Origin of the sequence: Bacteroides hominis (assembly GCF_033042785.2) — a bacterium.
Lineage (GTDB): Bacteria > Bacteroidota > Bacteroidia > Bacteroidales > Bacteroidaceae > Bacteroides > Bacteroides hominis.
The window spans coordinates 288,771-308,617 of sequence record NZ_CP178829.1 but is presented as its reverse complement, the minus strand read 5'-3'; the positions used below and the strand labels follow the sequence as shown (position 1 = coordinate 308,617).

Here is a 19,847-nt window from a genome sequence, read left to right as displayed (position 1 = left end):
ACCCTATTCATCACCTGAAAATCTTGTTAATAGTGTTAATAAACATGTTCCTAAAAGAATAACACTCTACGAATAGTTCGTATATTTCAGCATGCTTTTTAGAACAGTATGTTTTTGTTTTAAACTAAAATCTATTTTATATGAAGGCAAGATATTTTTTTTACCCGTTTCTATCTCTTTTTTCGGTTGCAATGTTTGCTTCCTGCTCTTTATCTGTACCCAAAGAGGGGGATATAATAGAAGATTCCGCCTTTCGTTCTGTTGATTTGCGTATAATAGAGAAGACCAAAGGGACAGTGATGTCTTTGGGTGATTTAATGGAATCATACGAAATCATTAGATTGGACAATAGGGATGAGGCGCTTATTAAAACCTATCCATATGGTGTATATGTGACGGATAATTATATCTTGTTGCGACCTGCTGACGTTGTATCTCCTGTTAAGCTATTTACGCGCAAGGGACGATATGTGGCTGATATTGGCGGAGTAGGTCAAGGTCCGGGAGAGTATTTATATTTATTTTCATGGTTGGTGGATGAGAAAGAAAACCGTATTTATTTGGGTCCGGGAAGAACCGACAAGGTGCTTGTCTATGATTTAAAGGGGAATTATCTGCCGGATGAGGTTATTCGTTTCGGGGAAATAGTACATAAGTCTCAGATATGGGTGGACTATGATAAAAAAAACGTAGTTGTGGTTACTTTACCCTTTTCTGCTAATGTGAACTCGAACTTTGCAATTAGTAAGAATGTGTGCTGGGTGCAAAATAGGGAGGGTGATATCGTGCATCGGATTCCTGTAAATCATTACGGTTTAATTGGAGATTACAGTAATGCTTTAGTGGCACGTCGGAATGTGGATGCGATTTCTTTTTCTATTTCTGAAGTACCCATGTTGCGTACTCGTCCTGATACTTTGTATCACTATGATGCGGTAAAGAATATAATAACTCCATGCTTTACAATAGATCATGTTGTTTCTGAAAATCAAAGTGTTTGCACTGTTTTATATGAAACTTCAAGGAGTTATTGGGCGCAAGTCACTTTATATCCTAATAATCTTTCCTCAAGTGTTTCTTCTGTTCGTTTACCAGCCTTTAATGTTTGCGTTTCGAAAAAAGATGGCAATGTACGGCGCATTGATCGCTTTACTGATCCTCTTTTAGGTTTATCTCATCTTTTTTTGATGATGAATAATGGATATATTTGTATCTCTTATGATCCTCTTGAACTGATGGATGCTTTAGATAAAGTTCTTACCCAAACAGATTTGGAGCCTGACGTACGTAAACGGGCCACCGATTTACGAAATAGTCTGCACGAGAATGATAATGACATTCTTATCATTGGAAAACTGAAACAATAACTATAAGTAATCTATAAATTTCGATTGTATCTCTAAATGCTATCAGGCCGAATCACTGAAGGTTCTCAAGTATATGTGATATTGATAGATCGTGCAAAATGTCCACGAGGATGATAATCCAATTATTGCCATTTACAAATTGAAAGACTGAAAAATTTTGAATGAGATGCTTTTTAACATATCCTTAATAGAATAACATTCTACGAATAATTCGTATCTTGCAGTATGCTTTGTGAAAAGTAGTTTTTTACTTTCAGCCAAAATCTATTTTTATATGAAGACAAGATACCTTTTATACCCGCTTCTCTTTCTTTTTTCGGTTGCAATGTCTGCATCCTGCTCTTCATCTGTACCCAAAGAGGGGGATATAAAAGAAGGTTCCGCCTTTTACGCTGTCGATTTACTGGAAATAGAGAAAATAAAGGGTGAGGAAATGTTGTTTTCTGATTTGATAGAATCATTGGAAATTATTAAGTTGGATGGCAGAGAAGAGGCATTGGTTGCCACTTATCCTTTTGGTATCGATGTTTCAAGCAATTATATCTTAATAGAGCCGGATGGCGTTTCTGCTTTGAAATTATTTACTCGTAAGGGACGATATGTGGCTGATATAGGTGGAGTTGGTCAAGGCCCCGGAGAGTACAAATATGCTGTGAATAGATTTCTTGATGAAAAGCAGGGACGTATAGCTATTGCCGAGAATCAAAAAATGTTATTTTTTGATCTTAAAGGCCGATTTTTATCGAAAGAGAGTATTTCATTGCCGGAAACGATAACGAAGAGTTCCATTTGGATAGATTTGGAAAATGAAAAAGCTGTAGTGGTCGTTCTTCCCTTTGCTGATATAGGAAATCCTAAAGCACCGATCAGTAAGAATCTATGCTGGGTACAAGATTTTAAGGGGAATATCTTGCAAAAAATATCTGCTGTAAATTATGCGATTGTGCCGGATTATAGTAATGAAGTATTGGCTCCCCGGAATGTTGATGGCTATTCTTTTTCCCTTTGTCAGGTTGTCGGGCGTACACGCCCTGATACTCTATATCACTATGATATTGCTAATAATGTATTGAAACCTTGTTTTACTTTGGATAATGTAATGCAGGAGGATAAATATATTGTAACGTCATTGTATGAGACTCCGGAATATTATTGGAGTAGAGTAACTATTGGACCGGCTAAAGTGCCATCAGATGGTTCTCCCGTTCGTATGACTGTATTTAATGTTCGTGTTTCTAAAAAAGATGGTAGTGTGAAGCGCATTGATCGTTTTACAAATGACTTTTTGGGACTTTCTTATCCTTTCTTGACTATGCGCAACGGTTATGTCTGTATCTCTTACGAACCTCTTGGACTGATGGATGCTTTAGATAAAGTTCTTGCCCAAACTGATTTAAAGCCTGAAATACGTAAACGAGTCACTAATCTAAGAAATAGTTTACACGAAAATGATAATGACATTCTTATGATTGGGAAACTTAAATCCAACTATTAGTAACCTATAAATTATCGTCCTATGAAGTTAGATTGTATCGCATTGTTTTTGATATTGTTTTTTCTTGCTGCTTGTGGCAGCAAGCCTTCTTCTCCGGATATGGTGGATGATAACGCTTTATCGGCTGAGGAGACCTTTAAAGATATTGATCTTGCTAACAACCTGAAAGATTGCGGCAAGCCTTTATTGCTGAGTGACATCGTAAAAGATGTGGAGTATGTGAAGCTGGAGACGCAGGATAATATATTAGTCGGTAGTATAAATCAGCTAAAGCGGACGGAGAAGTTTGTCTTTATTTATTCATGGCATCAGAACCATGTCATGATGTTTGATACTTCGGGAAAGTTTATCCGTAAAATCGGTCGTGTAGGTCAGGGTCCTGGAGAAATAGCTAATATTCACTGTTTCACAGTCAGTGATAGTTTAGTGTTTATTTATCCATTCGGCCACAATGGCAGCCTAATTGGTTATGATATGCGTGATAATCGTTTCGTCAGGAGAATTTCCCTGAAACGGCCTGCTTTTCATAGTAATATGATCGATGTGATGGGGGATTGCTTGGTTTATTATCCCGGCACTGTTCCTAATGGGAATGAACGAATCTTTATAACCGCTTGTGTTGTGAATGGAAAAGGGGAGACATTGATGGAGCAAATTCCTTACTTGCCTGTTGGAGGTGATAAGTCGGAGATGAATCTTTCCTCTGATGCTTCGTGGATCTATCAAGGGAGGAGTAATGTCTATTCTCAAATCAACGATACGATCTACGGCATTACCTGTGACTCCATTTATCCTCGTTATCATTTATCTCTTGGTAAATATGGTTTGCCTTTGGGAAGATATGACGTTAAGGATCTTGGTCTGAAAGATTTTATAATGATGCAGAGTGTTTGTGAAAATAAAGAGTGTCTGCTCTTTAAATTTTCCTATAATAAAAAGATGTGGTTCAGCCGGTACGATAAAAAGACAGAAAAGATAGATTCCTGGGAACAGACTCCTTTAAAAGGTATCGGTTGGATGGCGATCGAAAGTCCGGGTATAACGAATGATATTGACGGTTCTCAATCGTTCGATGGAATCAGGTATGCAGGTGAAAATAGTTTCTATTTTGCAATCACACCGGACAATTTGGATCAGGTGAGGCGCAACGTCACTGAAGCTAAGGTCAAGTTCCCTGCAAAGCAGGCCGAACTGCTGAAGTTTCTTGATGAAATGGGCGAGGATGACAATCCGATTATTGCCATTTACAAGTTAAAAAATTGAAGGGGAGCTATGATGGGATGGGCTGGCAAAAGACTACTTAATTATGAGATAGCAGTAAATAGGCATGTATTGCGAATAGATACATCAGATTAAGCACCTTTCTTAGTTGTTAAATTGGCGAGTATCTCTTTTATGTCCTGTTTGCGAATTTATTAGAATATAGAGTTTTTTTAATTCTATTATATTAAAAATCAGTTAGTTTGCTCTATTTGTTTTGGGCGATTAGAAGACTTGTTTTAACACACTGTTAAAACAAGTCTTTTGATGATAAGGAACAGCTCTTTTAAATGCAAAAGACTTGTTCTTTGCATCCTCTAAAAAGATATTTTGGAATGACTGTTAACAGTGTTAATTTGAATAAAAGAATTTGATACCTTTTTTGAATTTCACCAACCGGAATTATCCGACTTATTGTTGATTTTTAAAAATATAATTGTATTTTTGAGGATGGGTTCATGGTGCTGATACAGTTAAACCATTTGTTAGATTGCCTGCTTTTAATTTACGGAGGTCTGACATGTGACAATATTTAATTCTCATAAATTAGTATAAATGAAAGTAAGTCGTCTATTTGTTGGGATATTTGGGCTTTATGCACAAATCTGCCGCAGGTCGGAGTGAAGGTGGAGAAGGAGGAAAAGGCTGTTCATGCAGATTCTATCTGAGAAAAACTTTATACATTTTTTAATAGATTTATAATGAAAAACCTATATTTGATTTTAGTGCTTAGTGCGTTGGTGGCCTGTACCGGTAGTTCTCAAAAAGAGAAGCCGGCATGTGTAAATACTCCTGTCGAGCCGTTCACCGGATTGCCTGTTTTTGATTTGCAGGGGCAATACCCCGAGAAAGAAATCATTCTTCAGGATATCGCCGATGTAAGATATGTCGTATTGGAAACCGGCGATAGTTCATTGGTCGGTACCCGTACCATCCTTATGACGGACAGCTTACTTGTTACCGTAAACAAGAAAAGTGATGTTATCTTTTTTGATAAGTCAGGGAAATATCTTCATTCTTTTAATCATACAGGCATGAGCGGAGAAGAATATGGGGATGTTGTCAGCGGTTATTGTATAGATGAAAAAGCCCGGGAGATATTCATCTATGACGGGTTACAAAGCAGAATTCAGGTGTATGGTTATGGCGGCGCATACAGGCGCACGCTTAAACTGCCGCAAAACCGCATGTTTGCTTCGTCGATATTTGAGTATGATGAAAATTTCCTGTTTGGCGAAGATTATCGCCTTGTCGACTCTCAGATTGGGAAGTATCCTGTTAATAAAACGCCTTATTACAAGATTTCCAAGAAAGATGGGAAATTAACGTCGATTCCCATCACGGTCAAGGAGAGAATAAGGGATGGACTGTCTTATACAGTAGGAGACGGTGCGTCTGGTTATGTAAGTTTATTAATGTCTCCCGTCGCCCGTTTGGGTTCGGATATTCTGATTGCCGATTATTCTTTGGATACGGCGTATGTATATCGTGATGACCGTTTGATTCCATTGACTGTCCGGCGGAACCATACAAGCGAAAACAATATTCCGATTTTAGCGACGGTTGATGTGATGACCGACCGTTATTTGCTTTGGTACACGATAGTAAAGGATATAGATGTGAAGAATAATCATGTTTCTGATCCGGTAGCTTATTTGTATGACAGGTTTACTAATGAATATTGCCAGGTCGATCTGGTAAACAGAGATGTCGTGTCCGCTACCAATGTTCCGGCATTCCAGATGCGATTGTCCGCCAATTATCATGTGGTGCCTGAAAACTATGCCATACAATGTTATCCGGCTGAGGAGCTCATCGAACTTAACGGGCAAGGAAAGTTGAAAGGAGAGTTGAAAGAGATTGCTTCAAAATTGAATGACGAAGATAATCCGGTGTTGCTTATCGCCAAGTTTAAGGAATAATATTTATAGTATAGCCCTTTGGCAGAACCACTGAAAAACTAATGCTTTTTCTAAATTAAAGAATATGAAATCAATTATAGGCAATGGATTGATAAAGTGTATTGTTTTTCTTCTTTTGCAAGCTACTGCCTTAGGCAGTTGTACGGAAATATCCCAAAAGAATGAAGAGTGTGCGAGAGCTCATTTCACAATTGATCCTTTAGATAGAAAGATAGTGCTTCCCGTGTTATTTAATGATAGCATTGTTGCAAATTTGGTATTTGATAGTGGGGCTTCTTTGGGAGCTTTTATTGTTGACTCTACTTTTTGTTCAGTTCACCCTTCTATCTTATCGAATTTGTCTCCTGACACTATTGCTCCATATGGGTGTGCATGGTCTGTATTACGTATGCCCGCATCTATGTATACAATTGTTCCGACTATAAAAGTAGGGAATGCCAATTTGATATATGATAAAATGTTAGTTTATAATTTGAGAGATTATATGGGAGGTACTCAATTGGATGGTGTGTTTAATATTCCACAAAATGATACTGTTAATATATGGGAGTTTAACTTTGAACATCATTATATGGCTATCCATTCATTTCAAGATTTTATTATGCCTGAGAATTGTATTCTGATTCCTTTTGTGAGAGGGAATGATAAAAGCTCACTTTTTTATGTTAATCTGCCTTTAAATATTAGATGTGCTGATGGAGACACACTGATGCTTACTCATACTTATCTTGTAGATACAGGTATGCCACAAGACATAGCTCTGATGGCTCAAGCTTCTGAATTGTCCTTTTTTTCTAAGAAAAAGAATGCCGTTTGGACGCAGGCACCATCTGGATATTATAGTCACCATAATGTAAATGCTACTTTGTTTGGTGGCATACAACTCGATTCCTTGCGGATTTATATATTTGATCAACCTAATCAAGTACCTTGTGATTATCTTATTGGTCTGAATTTTCTTAAAAGATTTAATGTTTTTTTCGACATGAAATCACAAAGATTAGGTTTGCAGCCAATAAAGAACTACGAACGAGTGGTCAACCCTCGGAAGAAACGATTCCACATGTCATCCCGTATGAATAGCCATGGAAAAATTATTATTACTAAAATTGCCGATTATGAGGGGAATTATGTTAAAGAATCTGGTTTGTTAGAAGGTGATGAAATTATTGCTATAAATGAAATTCCTATTAAAACGATCTCTTTGGAAGAGGATGCGGAGCTAAGCCGGCAAGACACATTGATATACGATATTGTCCGTCAAGGTAAATCTTATAAAATACCGGTGGTTATTGATAGAAATGAGCTTCAAGGTGATTGAATGAAATGATAATATTAACGTGAGCTCGATACAATCTCAGAATAATCTTAACTGCCCGTCATTGACAAAGTCTACATCAATGGCGGGTTTCTTATTAAAGAAACAATATGCTGTAATAACCGACAAGGTATTTGCAATAAAATTATTAAATGATCCACCGGATAGATATATACTTTTCCGGAAAAAGAATAGGACTGTCCTATTCTTCATTTTACTTATTGTTGATTTTTAAAAATATAATTGTACTTTTGAGGATGGGTTCATAGAACTTATTTTATTCTTTATTTTGGATTATATTTGAAGACAGATGAAATCATCTTATATCTGCTGCGTATTGTTATTTGTTTTGTTTTTGGTAAGTTGCACCGATGGGCGTTCTGAGGGGCAAGTAGCCCGTTTGTTGCGTCAGGCCGAAACGTGTATGGAGGAATATCCCGATAGTGCTTTAGTATATCTTCATCAAATACCGGATCCGGAAAAGTTGACGGGAGAAAACCAAGCTGATTATTGTTTACTGTTGACCCAGGCAATGGATAAGAATGATTTACCGTTGAGCTCGGATTCGTTGATACAAATAGCTGTTGGCTATTATTCAAATGGAAAAGATAGGCTAAAAAAGGGTAAGGCGTCATTCTATTTAGGAAGGGTTAAATCTTCAAGAGGTATGTTAGAGGATGCACAAAAATATTTTTTAGAAGCTCTCTCTGTATTGAACGTAACAGACAATCTTAAATATCAGGCATTGGTACGTAATCATTTGGGACAACTATATATGAATTTGGATCTGTACCAAGATGCTTTAATAATGAATAGTCAATCGGTCTCCTTATTTCAACAATTAACTGATACAGCCAATCTTGTGTATGCAGAGCGTGATATGGGGCGGATTTATTTATTAAAGGGTCAGCAGGACAGCGCTTCTTTTTATTACCAACAGGCTATCAACGATGCTTTCAATTATTCTAAATCGGATGTGTACAAGGATATCGTTTCTGAGTGGGGACAGGTTGTAATGTATTTAGAGATGTCTCCTTCAGCAGAACAAATGCTTTTGTCAAATTTGGAATCGGATTTAGTCTTAGATAAAACTCCAGTATGTCTTAGTCTTGGAATTTATTATTTGTCTAATAAACTCTATTCTAAAGCAGAAGGATATTTGTTGAAAGCAGCTACTTCTTCGCGACCATATACCCGTGTTTCTGCATATAAATATTTGGGGCATCTTGAAACACGAAATTTAGATTTGATTTATTGGGATCAATATGAACAAGCTCTTGATTCTTTGGAGCGACAGAATTTAGCTTATGCAGTGAAAGAGATTCAGGAAAAATATAATAATGCTGCGTTGCAAGCCCACACTTTTAAATTGGAAAATGAAAGACTTCATTCTGCTATATCCTATTTATCTATAATTCTATTACTGTTGAGCATAACTGCATCTATCTATATATTTTATATTAAAGAAAGGCGTAAACGACAGTTGGAGAGGGAAAAATTCAACAGATGCATGAGAAAATATAAACGAGATCGGGAAGGGCTGTTGAAAAAGTTGGATGACTCTAAATTGCATATAGCAGTTCTTGAAGCATCAAAGGAAAAACAGGAACAAAGTTCTTCAGAAGAGCGAGAGAGGACGAATATACTTCTGAAACAGGAAGAAGAGAACTCTTGTAAAATAAAAGAACAATTGGAAGAATTGGAAAAAAAATGGAAAGGTCAATTGGCGGTAAATAAAAGGTTGAGAGCTGAAAATAAGGACTTGTCGGATAAGATAAAGTCATTGAAGGAGTCTGATATAAAAAATGTTCCAGGACTCTATCAATCGATCAATTTATTGGTCAGAATATTAACGTGTGACCCTTTAGAAATTGAATCTTTAAAAGTGGACGATTGGGAAGGGCTGTTTCGGTGTATTGATTTGCTGTATGGTAATTCATTGAGAAAATTTATAGATCAGTACCAAAAGCAACATGATGGAGAGTTGGATAGAGAAGTGGTTGCCATTTGTTATTTTGAATATATCAAAGTGAAACATGCTCGTCAAGCTGCTATTTTGAGAGTTTCAACTCAGGCTTTGAGTAAGCGTAAACAGAGGCTTAAAATTGAACTTGGGATTCCTGATATGGCTTCTGTTGGACGGACAATCAAAAAGGTTTGTCCATCAAACAAAAAGTAATTGGTGTAAGCGATTGATTTATAGCTGAATATATTTGAATATTGTCCATCTTTAGATTTGCTTTTCATTTTCGAAACCTGTAGTTTTGTAGCAAAAGTTTATTAATGCTTAATTAAAAATTAATTGCTATGAAACACTTATTAAGTACAATTATTTTTCTATTTGCTGTTATTTCTGGAGGAAATGCTGAATCTTATGTCCTTCCTTCTATCTCTGAAATTAATAGTGTAATTAATTTGGATTTGAAAGGAATATTCAGTAGCACTCATACAAAGTCACTTCCTCTGACACCTGTGGAAGCTTCTCTTGTAGATAATGCTCTTCTTAATATATCTTTTGTAGTTCCTTCCGGAGAAGTTACTGTACGTATTCTCTCTGAGAAGGGTATATTGTATTCTTCTTGTATAAATTCAGAGCAGCAAAACTCTTTAGCCATTTCAGTAGAAGATTTTGAAAAGGGAGACTATAAGCTGGAGTTGACAACGCCAACAGGGGGATACATCTATGGTTGGTTCACTATTAATTGGGAATAAGTATTTCTTGGTTAGGGAGTTAGTTCAGGCAGGACGTTCTACGTCCTGTCTCGGGCTAACCAACGGCAAAATGGGGATTGCCATTGCTCTTTTCCGCTATGCCCGCCTTTCCGGTGAGGCGGTCTGTGAAGAGATAGCCGGTGAGTTGCTCGATGAAGTTTGTGAGCGTCTGGATTATTCAATGCCTGTATCTTTTGGTGACGGATTATGTGGCATTGGTTGGGGAATTGAATATCTGGTACAGCATGGTTATGTGGAAGGAGATACAGATGAAATTCTGAAAGAAATAGACTTGTGTGTGGTAAGGAATATCCATATCTATGGGATATCAGGTCTTTCTTTACAGAACGGGATAGTCGGACTTGGTCGCTATATGCTCATTCGGATTCTTCCTACGTTTGTATCGGTAGATACCTCTTCAAGTGCATTGTTGAAAGAGTATCTCATTTATTTGATTGATTGGTTGGAAGAGGAATTGAAGCGTGTAGATGAGCCTGTTGATGATTTGCTTGATTTTTTATTTGAACTATATCCTACAGGGTTTTATCAGACAAAAGTTTCTGACTTGATAGAATATTGTAGGAATAAATAAAAAGACAATGAAGTACTCCGAACAAATAACAATTGGCATCCCTGTGCGGATAGATAGTCCGGCAAGAATGAGAAATCTTCGGGCCTTACTTCGTCATTTGTCTTTGCCGGGAATAAAAGTACATGTATGGGAAGCAGGTGATGTAAGAAGTGAATTGTCCGGTTTTGCCAGTAATAAAGACACCTATACTTACGAAAGAGATGAAAGTTCGGTTTATCATAAAACATTGTATGTCAATCGATTGCTGAATATTGCTTCTACACCTGTTGTTGCAATTTGGGATGCTGATATACTACTCCCTTTATCGCAAATAGAGGCTTCTGTACTTGCGATTATTGAGCAAGGCTATTTGTTAAGCATTCCGTATGACGGAGTCGTGAAAATGCTTTCGGAGGCTCAGAGTGAGGCGTTTGAATATTCCGGGCAAGGATGCGACTATCTGACAATGTTCGCTGCTACATACGCCCGTCTGATGAGACGCCCTTCGTGTGGTGGAGTATTTGTTGTTGATCGGGAGAAGTATTTGCATTGGGGAGGAGATAACGAACGTTTTGTCAGTTGGGGACCGGAAGATGCCGAACGTATCCGGCGAATAGAGATATTGGGATATCCTGTGCATTGGGTAAAAGAGGGCCCTTTATATCATTTATGGCATCCTCGAGGAGAAAACTCCGGGTACGCTACAGAGGAGTTGGCGTTTCAAAACCGGATGGAGTTTATAAAAGTGTGCAGCATGGAGCGTAACGAATTGCGTGAATATATAAAATCCTGGAAAAACAATGGGTAAAGTGGACGAAGCATTATTAAAACGAATAGCCGATCACCAGATGTTGCATGGGAGTTTCCGCAGAGATCTGGGAGTACTGAATGGCAAAATGGGGATTGTATTGTTCTTTTTCCATTATGCCCGTTATACGGGGCGTGTACTTTATGAGGACTTTGCCGGGGAAATGCTGGAGGAAGTAATTCAGGAACTTCACAGCGATTTGCCGATTCGTTTTTCCGATGGTTTATGTGGGATTGGCTGGGGGGTTGAGTACCTGATTCAGAATGCTTTTATAGCAGGGGATTCAGATGAGATATTGGAAGATTTAGATCAAAAAATAATGGAATGGGATCCTCGGAGAGCTACAGATCTTTCATTTGAGTCGGGGTTAGAGGGAGTCGCTTGTTATGTCTCTTCCCGTTTAAAATCTACTGTCCGGAATCGGATGCCTTTTGATCAAGTCTACCTAAGCGAATTGGAAATGGCTGTTCAGCAAAAGGGACTGAGGATGAGGTTAGAATTGGACGATATATTTGTGAGAGTGATTGATACAGGGAATATAGAAGAAGAAGTGTCCTGGAAATATGGATTAAAGATGATAGCTTTATGAAACATATTTATTTAATAGGGAATGGAAGCCGTGCCGCTCAGTATGGAGTTGGGACTTATATTCGGCAAATGCTTGAATTTTTCAGGCAGACTTCTTCTGTGAGATTAACTATTGTTGAACTGAACTCGGAGGTAAAAGAGGTGACGGAAGAGTGTGATAATTCGGGAAAAGTGCGCTATTTGAAAATTCCTGCTCAAAAGAGTGAGGGAAGAAAAGGAGATGTTGCGCATTGTTATCGGAATATAGCTTATTTGCTTGCGCTGCATTTCTTGAAGGATGAGCAAAACGTGTTGCATCTGAATTATTTGCATCATGCCCCTTTAGCAGACTGGCTGAAGAAGATAGGAGTGGAATTCTATTTACTTGTGACTATTCATTATTTGGATTGGTGTTTCATGTTAAAGGGAAATACTCGATTGTTTCGTTCGATCATTCATAAGGAAGAGCAGTCGAATGAGTGGGGCAAGAAAATACGGAATAGTTATGAGCGGGACAAACGATTGTTTCAGCATTCGGATAAAGTGATATGTTTGAGCCAATATACTCAGAATTTGCTGCGTGAAGACTATGGAGTGGAAAAAGAAAAACTGGTTGTGGTTTATAACGGCTTAAAGGATGAAGTGATTAAGCTGAGTAAGGAAGAGCGTTTGGAAAAGAGATCTGCATTAGGATTTAGGGAGACGGATAAGATTATTCTTTTTGTAGGACGCTTAGATCGGATTAAAGGAGTTCAATATTTGATTGAAGCTTTTCGGCAAGTCATCAGAAAGAATCCGAATAGTCGGTTAGTGATTGTTGGGGATGGTGATTATGATAAATATCTGAAACAATGTGCTGGTATATGGTCTTATGTCGTTTTTACGGGGAAGGTAGAGAAAGAGGTGCTGTATACTTTTTATCAGATAGCTGATGTTGGAGTTTTGCCTTCTTTTCATGAGCAATGTAGCTATGTAGCCATTGAAATGCTAATGCATGGATTGCCTTTAATAGGAACAGGCTCTACCGGTTTAAAAGAAATGGTAGAAGGGATGTATTGTTTACCATTGAAAGAAGAAGATGATAGTGTAGATCTACCTATTGATTTATTGGTGCAGTGGTTAATCGAAGATCAAGAGCATCTACGGTCGGAGAAGTATAGAAGGCGATTTGAGGAACGATATACTTTACGGAAGATGTCAGAGAATATGTTTTCTATCTATTTAAATTTGTAACTCGAGTTAGTGAGATATATAATTAAATTATTAATTTAAAATTTTGTGATACATGAAAAAACTTAGTAAAATTAAATTAACCAATCTTTCTCAGGAAGATTTGGCGGATCGTGAAATGAATGCACTTCGCGGAGGACATACTTGTGGATGTGGGTGTACTGGACCGAGTTCTAAAGCAGATAACCATAGTGATAATGAAGATGGGGATAAATATACTGCTAGTGGTAGTGTGATATGTACTTGGACAGGTTCTTCTACTTCAGAAGTTATTGTATACGGTGGAAGTAAAGCACCTGGTATGCCTTGAGTAGATTAAATTAAGAGCTGTAATAAAAAAACGAACATGGTTGGCGATAATTACATATTTATGTAGTTATCGTACATAGAAAGCCCGTCGGGACTGAGTGCTCAATCCCTTGTTGCATTGAGTTATAGCTTTTTGAGGAATTGACTCAGTGATTTTTTACAAATTTATTTTATCAATGGCAAGCAACTGATCATCGCTTGTCATTGATAATTAAAAAGAAAATTTATGAGAAAGTATTTATGTTGTGTTGTTCTTGTGATTTTATGTTCGTGTTCAACTGATAAAATGAAAGTTAAAGATGAATATGATAATTTTTATTCAGTTGATTTGCGTACGATAGAGAAAGCAGAAGGGATAGAGATGTCTTTGGATGATTTAATGGAGTCATGCGAGATTATTAAATTGGAGAATAAGAATGAGGCGCTTATTAAAACCTTTTCATTTGGTGCTTTTGTAACGGATAATTATATTTTGTTAAAGCCGGATGCTATATCTCCTGTTAAGTTATTTACTCGTAAGGGACAATATGTGGTTGACATTGGCGGCATAGGGCAAGGTCCTGGTGAGTATAAAACATTACATTCATGGGTAGTGGATGAAAAGCTAAGCCGTATTTATTTAGGTCCGGGAAGAGCCAACAAGGTGCTTGTCTATGATTTAAAGGGGAATTATTTGCCGGATGAGGTTATTCGTTTTGAGGAGATAGTACATAAGTCTCGGATTTGGGTAGATTATGATAAAAAAAACGTGGTTGTAGTTTCTTTGCCATTTTCTGATAATGTGAACTCGAAGTTTGAAATTAGTAACAATTTGTGTTGGGTGCAAAATTTTAAGGGCAATATACTACAACAAATTTCTGCGAAGAATTATGGTTTAAGTGGAGATTATAGCAATGAGCTAATTGCATTTCGAAATGTGAATGCAGTTTCTTTCTCCATATCTGAGGATCCGACGATGCATATGCGTACTCGTCCTGATACTTTGTATCATTATGATGTTGAAAGGAATATAATAACTCCTTGTTTTACATTAGATAATGTTGTTGCTGAAAATCGAAAAGTTGGAACTATTTTATATGAAACGTCAAAAAGCTATTGGGCACGTGTTATATTATATCCTAATGATATTTCTTCAAGTGCTTCTCCCGTACGTATGACTACCTTTAATATTTGTGTTTCGAAAAAGGATGGTAATGTAAGACGGATTAATCGTTTTACTGATAATCTTTTAGGTTTATCTTATTCTTTTTTGGTAATGCAGAATGGTTATGTCTGTATCTCTTATGAACCTCTTGAATTGATGGAAGCTTTGGATAAAGTTCTTGCCCAAACCGATTTAAAGCCTGACGTACGTAAACGGGCCACCGATTTACGAAATAGTCTGCACGAGAATGATAATGACATTCTTATCATTGGAAAACTGAAACAATAACTAAATTTTAAATATCATGAAAACATTAAGACGTATTAAATTGAATAGTTTAAGTCAAGAAGATTTGGCAGACCGTGAAATGAATATGCTTCGTGGTGGGAGTAACTGTTCTTGTGGCTGTATGGGTGTTAGTTCTAAGGCAAGTAATTTAGAGGGTAATAAGGATTGCGGATACCCTTTATCTTGTACATGTGGCTGTACTGGACCTTATGCTTTAGCAGCTAATCAGGAAGCTAATAAAGGAGCGGGGATATAAAGTTAGGGAGTTATTGAGGAGAAGATATACTTTTACGAATTAAGTATATTCTCTATCTATTTGAATTTGTAACTTGAGTTAGTGAGATACATAATTAAATTATTAATTTAAAATTTTGTGACCATGAAAAAACTTAGTAAGATTAAATTGACCAATCTTTCTCAGGAAGATTTGGCGGATCGTGAAATGAATGCGCTTCGCGGGGGGCATACCTGTGGATGTGCTTGTAAGCAAGGAGCAGATTTTAAAGCTACTAACTATAGTTTTAATGTAGCTAATGACATGTATTCTCCTGAAGGTAATATTATTTGTAACTGGGTAGGGGGCAGTGGTTCTGATATGGCCGTTTATGGCGGAAGTAAAGTTCCTGGCATGCCTTAGGCAAATTGGGCTAATTTCAAATTATAATTTCTTTGAGGGATTAATTTGATATTCGTTGAGTCATGAATGTATTTTATCAATGACAAGCGGTTGATTATTGCTTGTCATTGATAATAGCTAAAGAGAGTATATGAAAAAATATTTATACTTTATTGTTTTTGTAACTTTATGGTCGTGTTCAGCTGATAAGGTTAATGTAAAAAGTGAGGATAATTCTTTTTACTCAGTTGATTTGCGTATAATAGAGAAGACAAGAGGGACAGTGATGTCTTTGGGTGATTTAATGGAATCATACGAAATCATTAGATTGGACAATAGGGATGCGGCGCTTATTAAAACCTATTCATATGGTGTTTATGTGACGGATAATTATATTTTGTTGCGACCTGCTGACGATGTATCTCCTGTTAAGCTATTTACGCGTAAGGGACGATATGTGGCTGATATTGGCGGAGTAGGTCAAGGCCCGGGAGAGTATTTATATTTATATTTGTGGTTGGTGGATGAGAAAGAAAACCGTATTTATTTGGGTCCGGGAGGAGCCGACAAGGTGCTTGTTTATGATTTAAAGGGGAATTATCTGCCGGATGAGGTTATTCGTTTCGGGGAAATAGTACATAAGTCTCAGATATGGGTGGACTATGATAAAAAAAACGTAGTTGTGGTTACTTTACCCTTTTCTGCTAATGTGAACTCGAACTTTGCAATTAATAAGAATGTGTGCTGGGTGCAAAATAGGGATGGTGATATCGTGCATCGGATTCCTGTAAATCATTACGGTTTAATTGGAGATTACAGTAATGGTTTAGTGGCATGTCGGAATGTGGATGCGATTTCTTTTTCTATTTTTGAAGACCCCATGTTGCGTACTCGTCCTGATACTTTGTATCACTATGATGCGGTAAAGAATATAATAACTCCATGCTTTACCATAGATCATGTTGTTTCTGAAAATCAAAGTGCTTGCACTGTTTTATATGAAACTTCAAGGAGTTATTGGGCGCAAGTCACTTTATATCCTAATAATCTTTCCTCAAGTGTTTCTTCTGTTCGTTTACCAGCCTTTAATGTTTGCGTTTCGAAAAAAGATGGCAATGTACGGCGTATTGATCGCTTTACTGATCCTCTTTTAGGTTTATCTTATCTTTTTTTAGCTATGAAGAATGGTTATGTCTGTATCTCTTATGATCCTCTTGAACTGATGGATGCTTTAGATAAAGTTCTTACCCAAACAGATTTGGAGCCTGACGTACGTAAGCGGGCCACCGATTTACGAAATAGTTTGCACGAGAATGATAATGACATTCTTATCATTGGAAAACTGAAACAATAACTAAATTTTAAATATTATGAGAGCATTAAGACGAAATAAAGTTGAATAGCCTTAGTTAAAGAAATCTGGCAGATCACAAGATATATGTATTTTGTGGAGGAAATAATAGTATTTGTAATTATGTTAGATCTATTGCTTTCGAGGCAAATCAGGAAGCAAGTAAATACATAGATATATGAAAAATGATATTGCATTTTCTACTCCGTTTCATGCTTATGTTTATTCGTTTCGGCATAAGGAATATTTGCCTCTTCATCCGATCTTGAAAAGGATTTATACGGTTGTGGAAGAAAAGAAAAATATTGAGGAAGATGAAGAACTGAAATGTTATCCTAAAGAGCAGATACTTCACTATTTACAAAAATATAAATTTCTGAAGGAAAACGAATTTATTGGTGAAAAAGTGAAGACGGAGTTTGGAGAGATCACTGAAACTATGGTCCGAAGAGAAGTTGAGAACCTGACAGTTCTTACTTTCGAGGTTACAGAACGTTGTAATCTTCGTTGCCGCTATTGTGCTTTTGGTGATTTATATTATGGATACGATGAGCGGAAAGGTGAGAATTTAGATTTTCCAAAGGCAAAACAAATACTTGATTTTTTATTTGGCATTTGGGAGAAAATACCTCACTTATCAGTTGCTCGCACTCTTACTGTTGGTTTTTATGGTGGTGAACCACTTATGAATATGGATCTGATAAAGCAGATTGTTTCTTATATTGACGAACATAAACCTGAAGGTATGAAATTTGCATATAATATGACAACCAATGCCATGTTATTGCGTGTATATCAAGATTTTTTGGTTGAGCATAAGTTTCATCTTTTGGTTAGTTTGGATGGTACTGAAGCTGATGACTGCCATCGGGTAACAGTGAATGGTAAAAGTTCGTTTGCACAAGTTTTTGAGCAAATAAAGAATTTACAATTTTGTTATCCTGAGTACTTTAAAAAGTATGTAAGCTTTAACAGTGTAATTCATTCTGAAAGCAATATTGAAAGAATTGTGGATTTTTTTCGGGCGGAATTTGATAAACAGACTTCTCTGTCAGAGTTGAACAATTCCAGTATCGCCCAAGAAGGGAAATATGCCGAAATGAGAAAAAGTGTTTTTCAAAGTATTGCTCTTTCTCCTCGTAGGAAGGAAATAGATCAGCAGTTGATGTATAATGCACCGGATATTTCTACTGTGACTTACTTTTTGCATCATTTATCGAATGAGGTCTTCAGAGATTATCGATCGATGTTTTATGGGAAAAGGAATTTTAAATTATTGCCTACGGGGACTTGCATACCTTTTAGTCGTAAAATGTATGTAACGGTACATGGGAAAATATTAGTTTGTGAGCGTATTGATCATGACTTTGCTGTTGGGCATGTGACTGATGAAGGTGTTGAACTGAATTTTGCCCATGTTGCTGAGAATCACAGAAAATATTGTTCTAAGCTTTTGTCACAGTGTAAACAATGTTATATGCAGGAATCTTGTTCTCAGTGTATGTATTATACCAATGTGTTGGCAGATAAAGTTGTTTGCCGGAATTTTAAAAACCGAGAAATGTTTGCCGGATATTTAGCGATGAATGTAGATTATTTGGAGCATAATCGTTGGGCATATTCAAAAGTGATGAAAGAGATTTTTATTTTTTAGTACTTAATATTTAATGCAATGAATTATTACTTATATATAGAACCTTATACTCTTTTTTTTCGAAAAAAGGGTGAATGCCTTTTCTATAATACTTTAAATAAGAAGGTATTGAAAATAGATGTATCTAATGATATGTATTTTATTCTGGATAAACTGGAAACAGATAAATACACTATATTATCAGACGAAAATCTTCAAACTCAAACGGTATCTTTTTGGGTGAATAGACTTAGAGAAACGTTTAATGGTGATATTCTTCCATTTTCAGACGGGAGCGTTCCTCCCGCCATCTTTCCTCCTTTCATAAATAATCAGAGGGATTTTGAAAGATTGAATACTTATGAATGGGTAGAGAAGGATAATCAAGTTATGAATTACTTAGAAGAAATATATCTTTATTTGAATGGTTGTGAGGAAGAGGACGATTCAATCTGGAAACAGATCCCTTCATATTTATGTAGCGATAAAGAGATGGATAGCAGAAAACTCCTGCAATGGTTAGATGGTTGTATAGATAAGCAAATAAGTCAAGTCTATTTATTGGGTGGAGATGTGTTGATGTATAAAGACTTAAATGAAATATGGGGAATGCTGGAGCAAAAATCTATGAGTATTCAGCTTTATTATCGATACGACCTTTTTACAGAAAACCATAAAAAACTTTTGAATGCTACAATCGGGCAGTTAACTTTTGTGGTACCGATGTGGAAATTTGATGAGGAACTATTTTCTTCTCTGAGCTGCACGGTAGAAGGCATAGAACAGAATAAACGGTGGTTATTCCTGATTACATCGGATAATGAGTATGAACTTGCTGAGCAATTGGTAAGCAAGTACTCATTAGAGAGTAGATCAATAAGACCTGTTTATAAGGAAGATAACCTTTCTTTTTTTAAAGATGCTGTATACTTGGAAGAGACTGATATTTGTAATACTTGTTTGGAGAAGAGAGATTTTTATGTCAGTCAGAAAATAAATAAGAATGATTTTGGGCGATTAACTGTCTTACCTGATGATAAAATATATGCAAATGTTAACCATGCTGAGATTGGAGTTATGGAGAAAGATACAATAGCATCTGTATTGTATAAAGAGATGACCGAAGGTCATTCCTGGCTTCGCATCCGCGATCAAAAACCTTGTTGTGACTGCATTTACCAATGGCTGTGTCCTTCGCCTTCTAATTATGAATTGGCTATTGGAAAACCGAACCTCTGTCATGTGAAACCATAAAT

18 protein-coding genes and 1 pseudogene are annotated in these 19,847 nt (G+C 36.7%); 18 read left to right on the top strand and 1 reads right to left on the bottom strand.

Annotated features, from left to right (window positions below; genetic code table 11):
• Positions 1-140: 140 nt before the first annotated feature.
• From R3O62_RS01375 to R3O62_RS01355, 5 genes are all read left to right on the top strand, one after another.
• Positions 141-1,367 (top strand): 6-bladed beta-propeller, encoded by a 1,227-nt coding sequence (locus R3O62_RS01375; protein WP_137568982.1) that lies wholly within the window; start codon positions 141-143, stop codon positions 1,365-1,367.
• A gap of 274 nt (positions 1,368-1,641) precedes the next feature.
• Positions 1,642-2,862 carry a 6-bladed beta-propeller gene (locus R3O62_RS01370; RefSeq protein ID WP_234212736.1) on the top strand — a complete coding sequence of 407 codons (1,221 nt, stop codon included), beginning with the start codon at positions 1,642-1,644 and terminating at the stop codon, positions 2,860-2,862.
• Positions 2,863-2,883: 21 nt separating this feature from the next.
• On the top strand, positions 2,884-4,125 hold the full coding sequence (locus R3O62_RS01365) for a 6-bladed beta-propeller (protein WP_188520882.1): 1,242 nt from the start codon (positions 2,884-2,886) through the stop codon (positions 4,123-4,125).
• 698 nt (positions 4,126-4,823) lie between these two features.
• Positions 4,824-6,044 (top strand): 6-bladed beta-propeller, encoded by a 1,221-nt coding sequence (locus R3O62_RS01360; protein ID WP_270721992.1) that lies wholly within the window; start codon positions 4,824-4,826, stop codon positions 6,042-6,044.
• Positions 6,045-6,108: 64 nt separating this feature from the next.
• Positions 6,109-7,365: a PDZ domain-containing protein gene (locus R3O62_RS01355; protein ID WP_317473015.1), complete on the top strand. Its 1,257-nt coding sequence runs from the start codon at positions 6,109-6,111 to the stop codon at positions 7,363-7,365.
• Positions 7,366-7,401: 36 nt separating this feature from the next.
• On the opposite strand, the pseudogene R3O62_RS01350 reads toward R3O62_RS01355, so the two are convergent.
• Positions 7,402-7,518 (bottom strand): annotated as a pseudogene (locus R3O62_RS01350) (IS982 family transposase); the annotation flags it as partial.
• 154 nt (positions 7,519-7,672) lie between these two features.
• Between R3O62_RS01350 and R3O62_RS01345 the strand changes: the two are divergent.
• The 13 genes from R3O62_RS01345 to R3O62_RS01285 all read left to right on the top strand — a co-directional run bounded on the left by R3O62_RS01345 (position 7,673) and on the right by R3O62_RS01285 (position 19,845).
• Positions 7,673-9,541 carry a tetratricopeptide repeat protein gene (locus R3O62_RS01345; RefSeq protein ID WP_217738190.1) on the top strand — a complete coding sequence of 623 codons (1,869 nt, stop codon included), beginning with the start codon at positions 7,673-7,675 and terminating at the stop codon, positions 9,539-9,541.
• A gap of 128 nt (positions 9,542-9,669) precedes the next feature.
• On the top strand, positions 9,670-10,074 hold the full coding sequence (locus R3O62_RS01340; protein ID WP_317473014.1) for a DUF3244 domain-containing protein: 405 nt from the start codon (positions 9,670-9,672) through the stop codon (positions 10,072-10,074).
• A complete protein-coding gene (locus R3O62_RS01335; RefSeq protein WP_317473013.1) occupies positions 10,046-10,666 on the top strand; it encodes a hypothetical protein in 621 nt (206 codons plus the stop codon). Before R3O62_RS01340 ends, R3O62_RS01335 begins: the two co-directional genes overlap by 29 nt.
• A gap of 7 nt (positions 10,667-10,673) precedes the next feature.
• Complete coding sequence (locus R3O62_RS01330) at positions 10,674-11,453, top strand: galactosyltransferase-related protein (RefSeq protein WP_413958294.1); 780 nt, start codon at positions 10,674-10,676, stop codon at positions 11,451-11,453.
• The gene (locus tag R3O62_RS01325; protein ID WP_217738191.1) at positions 11,446-12,042 is read left to right on the top strand and encodes a lanthionine synthetase LanC family protein; all 597 of its coding nucleotides are present in this window, start codon (positions 11,446-11,448) and stop codon (positions 12,040-12,042) included. Before R3O62_RS01330 ends, R3O62_RS01325 begins: the two co-directional genes overlap by 8 nt.
• Positions 12,039-13,253: a TIGR04157 family glycosyltransferase gene (locus tag R3O62_RS01320; protein ID WP_217738192.1), complete on the top strand. Its 1,215-nt coding sequence runs from the start codon at positions 12,039-12,041 to the stop codon at positions 13,251-13,253. Before R3O62_RS01325 ends, R3O62_RS01320 begins: the two co-directional genes overlap by 4 nt.
• A 52-nt stretch (positions 13,254-13,305) precedes the next feature.
• The gene (locus R3O62_RS01315) at positions 13,306-13,560 is read left to right on the top strand and encodes a TIGR04149 family rSAM-modified RiPP (protein ID WP_032571421.1); all 255 of its coding nucleotides are present in this window, start codon (positions 13,306-13,308) and stop codon (positions 13,558-13,560) included.
• A gap of 285 nt (positions 13,561-13,845) precedes the next feature.
• Positions 13,846-14,991 carry a 6-bladed beta-propeller gene (locus R3O62_RS01310; protein WP_250705261.1) on the top strand — a complete coding sequence of 382 codons (1,146 nt, stop codon included), beginning with the start codon at positions 13,846-13,848 and terminating at the stop codon, positions 14,989-14,991.
• Between the two features lie 16 nt (positions 14,992-15,007).
• Complete coding sequence (locus R3O62_RS01305) at positions 15,008-15,247, top strand: TIGR04149 family rSAM-modified RiPP (protein WP_008770266.1); 240 nt, start codon at positions 15,008-15,010, stop codon at positions 15,245-15,247.
• A 123-nt stretch (positions 15,248-15,370) separates the two neighbouring features.
• The gene (locus tag R3O62_RS01300) at positions 15,371-15,628 is read left to right on the top strand and encodes a TIGR04149 family rSAM-modified RiPP (RefSeq protein ID WP_217738194.1); all 258 of its coding nucleotides are present in this window, start codon (positions 15,371-15,373) and stop codon (positions 15,626-15,628) included.
• Between the two features lie 130 nt (positions 15,629-15,758).
• Entirely contained in the window at positions 15,759-16,961 is a 1,203-nt protein-coding gene (locus tag R3O62_RS01295; RefSeq protein WP_234058730.1) for a 6-bladed beta-propeller, read from the top strand.
• A gap of 175 nt (positions 16,962-17,136) precedes the next feature.
• On the top strand, positions 17,137-18,612 hold the full coding sequence (locus tag R3O62_RS01290) for a radical SAM peptide maturase (RefSeq protein ID WP_217738116.1): 1,476 nt from the start codon (positions 17,137-17,139) through the stop codon (positions 18,610-18,612).
• Positions 18,613-18,630: 18 nt separating this feature from the next.
• Positions 18,631-19,845, top strand: a complete 1,215-nt coding sequence (locus R3O62_RS01285; protein ID WP_413958293.1) for a TIGR04150 pseudo-rSAM protein — start codon at positions 18,631-18,633, stop codon at positions 19,843-19,845.
• Positions 19,846-19,847 lie beyond the last annotated feature (2 nt).

Bases quoted from the DNA above. Each gene is read 5' to 3' on its own strand.
- R3O62_RS01375 (WP_137568982.1), top strand. From the start codon at position 141: ATGAAGGCAAGATATTTTTTTTACCCGTTTCTATCTCTTTTTTCGGTT.
- R3O62_RS01370 (WP_234212736.1), top strand. From the start codon at position 1,642: ATGAAGACAAGATACCTTTTATACCCGCTTCTCTTTCTTTTTTCGGTT.
- R3O62_RS01365 (WP_188520882.1), top strand. From the start codon at position 2,884: ATGAAGTTAGATTGTATCGCATTGTTTTTGATATTGTTTTTTCTTGCT.
- R3O62_RS01360 (WP_270721992.1), top strand. From the start codon at position 4,824: ATGAAAAACCTATATTTGATTTTAGTGCTTAGTGCGTTGGTGGCCTGT.
- R3O62_RS01355 (WP_317473015.1), top strand. From the start codon at position 6,109: ATGAAATCAATTATAGGCAATGGATTGATAAAGTGTATTGTTTTTCTT.
- R3O62_RS01345 (WP_217738190.1), top strand. From the start codon at position 7,673: ATGAAATCATCTTATATCTGCTGCGTATTGTTATTTGTTTTGTTTTTG.
- R3O62_RS01340 (WP_317473014.1), top strand. From the start codon at position 9,670: ATGAAACACTTATTAAGTACAATTATTTTTCTATTTGCTGTTATTTCT.
- R3O62_RS01335 (WP_317473013.1), top strand. From the start codon at position 10,046: ATGGTTGGTTCACTATTAATTGGGAATAAGTATTTCTTGGTTAGGGAG.
- R3O62_RS01330 (WP_413958294.1), top strand. From the start codon at position 10,674: ATGAAGTACTCCGAACAAATAACAATTGGCATCCCTGTGCGGATAGAT.
- R3O62_RS01325 (WP_217738191.1), top strand. From the start codon at position 11,446: ATGGGTAAAGTGGACGAAGCATTATTAAAACGAATAGCCGATCACCAG.
- R3O62_RS01320 (WP_217738192.1), top strand. From the start codon at position 12,039: ATGAAACATATTTATTTAATAGGGAATGGAAGCCGTGCCGCTCAGTAT.
- R3O62_RS01315 (WP_032571421.1), top strand. From the start codon at position 13,306: ATGAAAAAACTTAGTAAAATTAAATTAACCAATCTTTCTCAGGAAGAT.
- R3O62_RS01310 (WP_250705261.1), top strand. From the start codon at position 13,846: ATGAAAGTTAAAGATGAATATGATAATTTTTATTCAGTTGATTTGCGT.
- R3O62_RS01305 (WP_008770266.1), top strand. From the start codon at position 15,008: ATGAAAACATTAAGACGTATTAAATTGAATAGTTTAAGTCAAGAAGAT.
- R3O62_RS01300 (WP_217738194.1), top strand. From the start codon at position 15,371: ATGAAAAAACTTAGTAAGATTAAATTGACCAATCTTTCTCAGGAAGAT.
- R3O62_RS01295 (WP_234058730.1), top strand. From the start codon at position 15,759: ATGAAAAAATATTTATACTTTATTGTTTTTGTAACTTTATGGTCGTGT.
- R3O62_RS01290 (WP_217738116.1), top strand. From the start codon at position 17,137: ATGAAAAATGATATTGCATTTTCTACTCCGTTTCATGCTTATGTTTAT.
- R3O62_RS01285 (WP_413958293.1), top strand. From the start codon at position 18,631: ATGAATTATTACTTATATATAGAACCTTATACTCTTTTTTTTCGAAAA.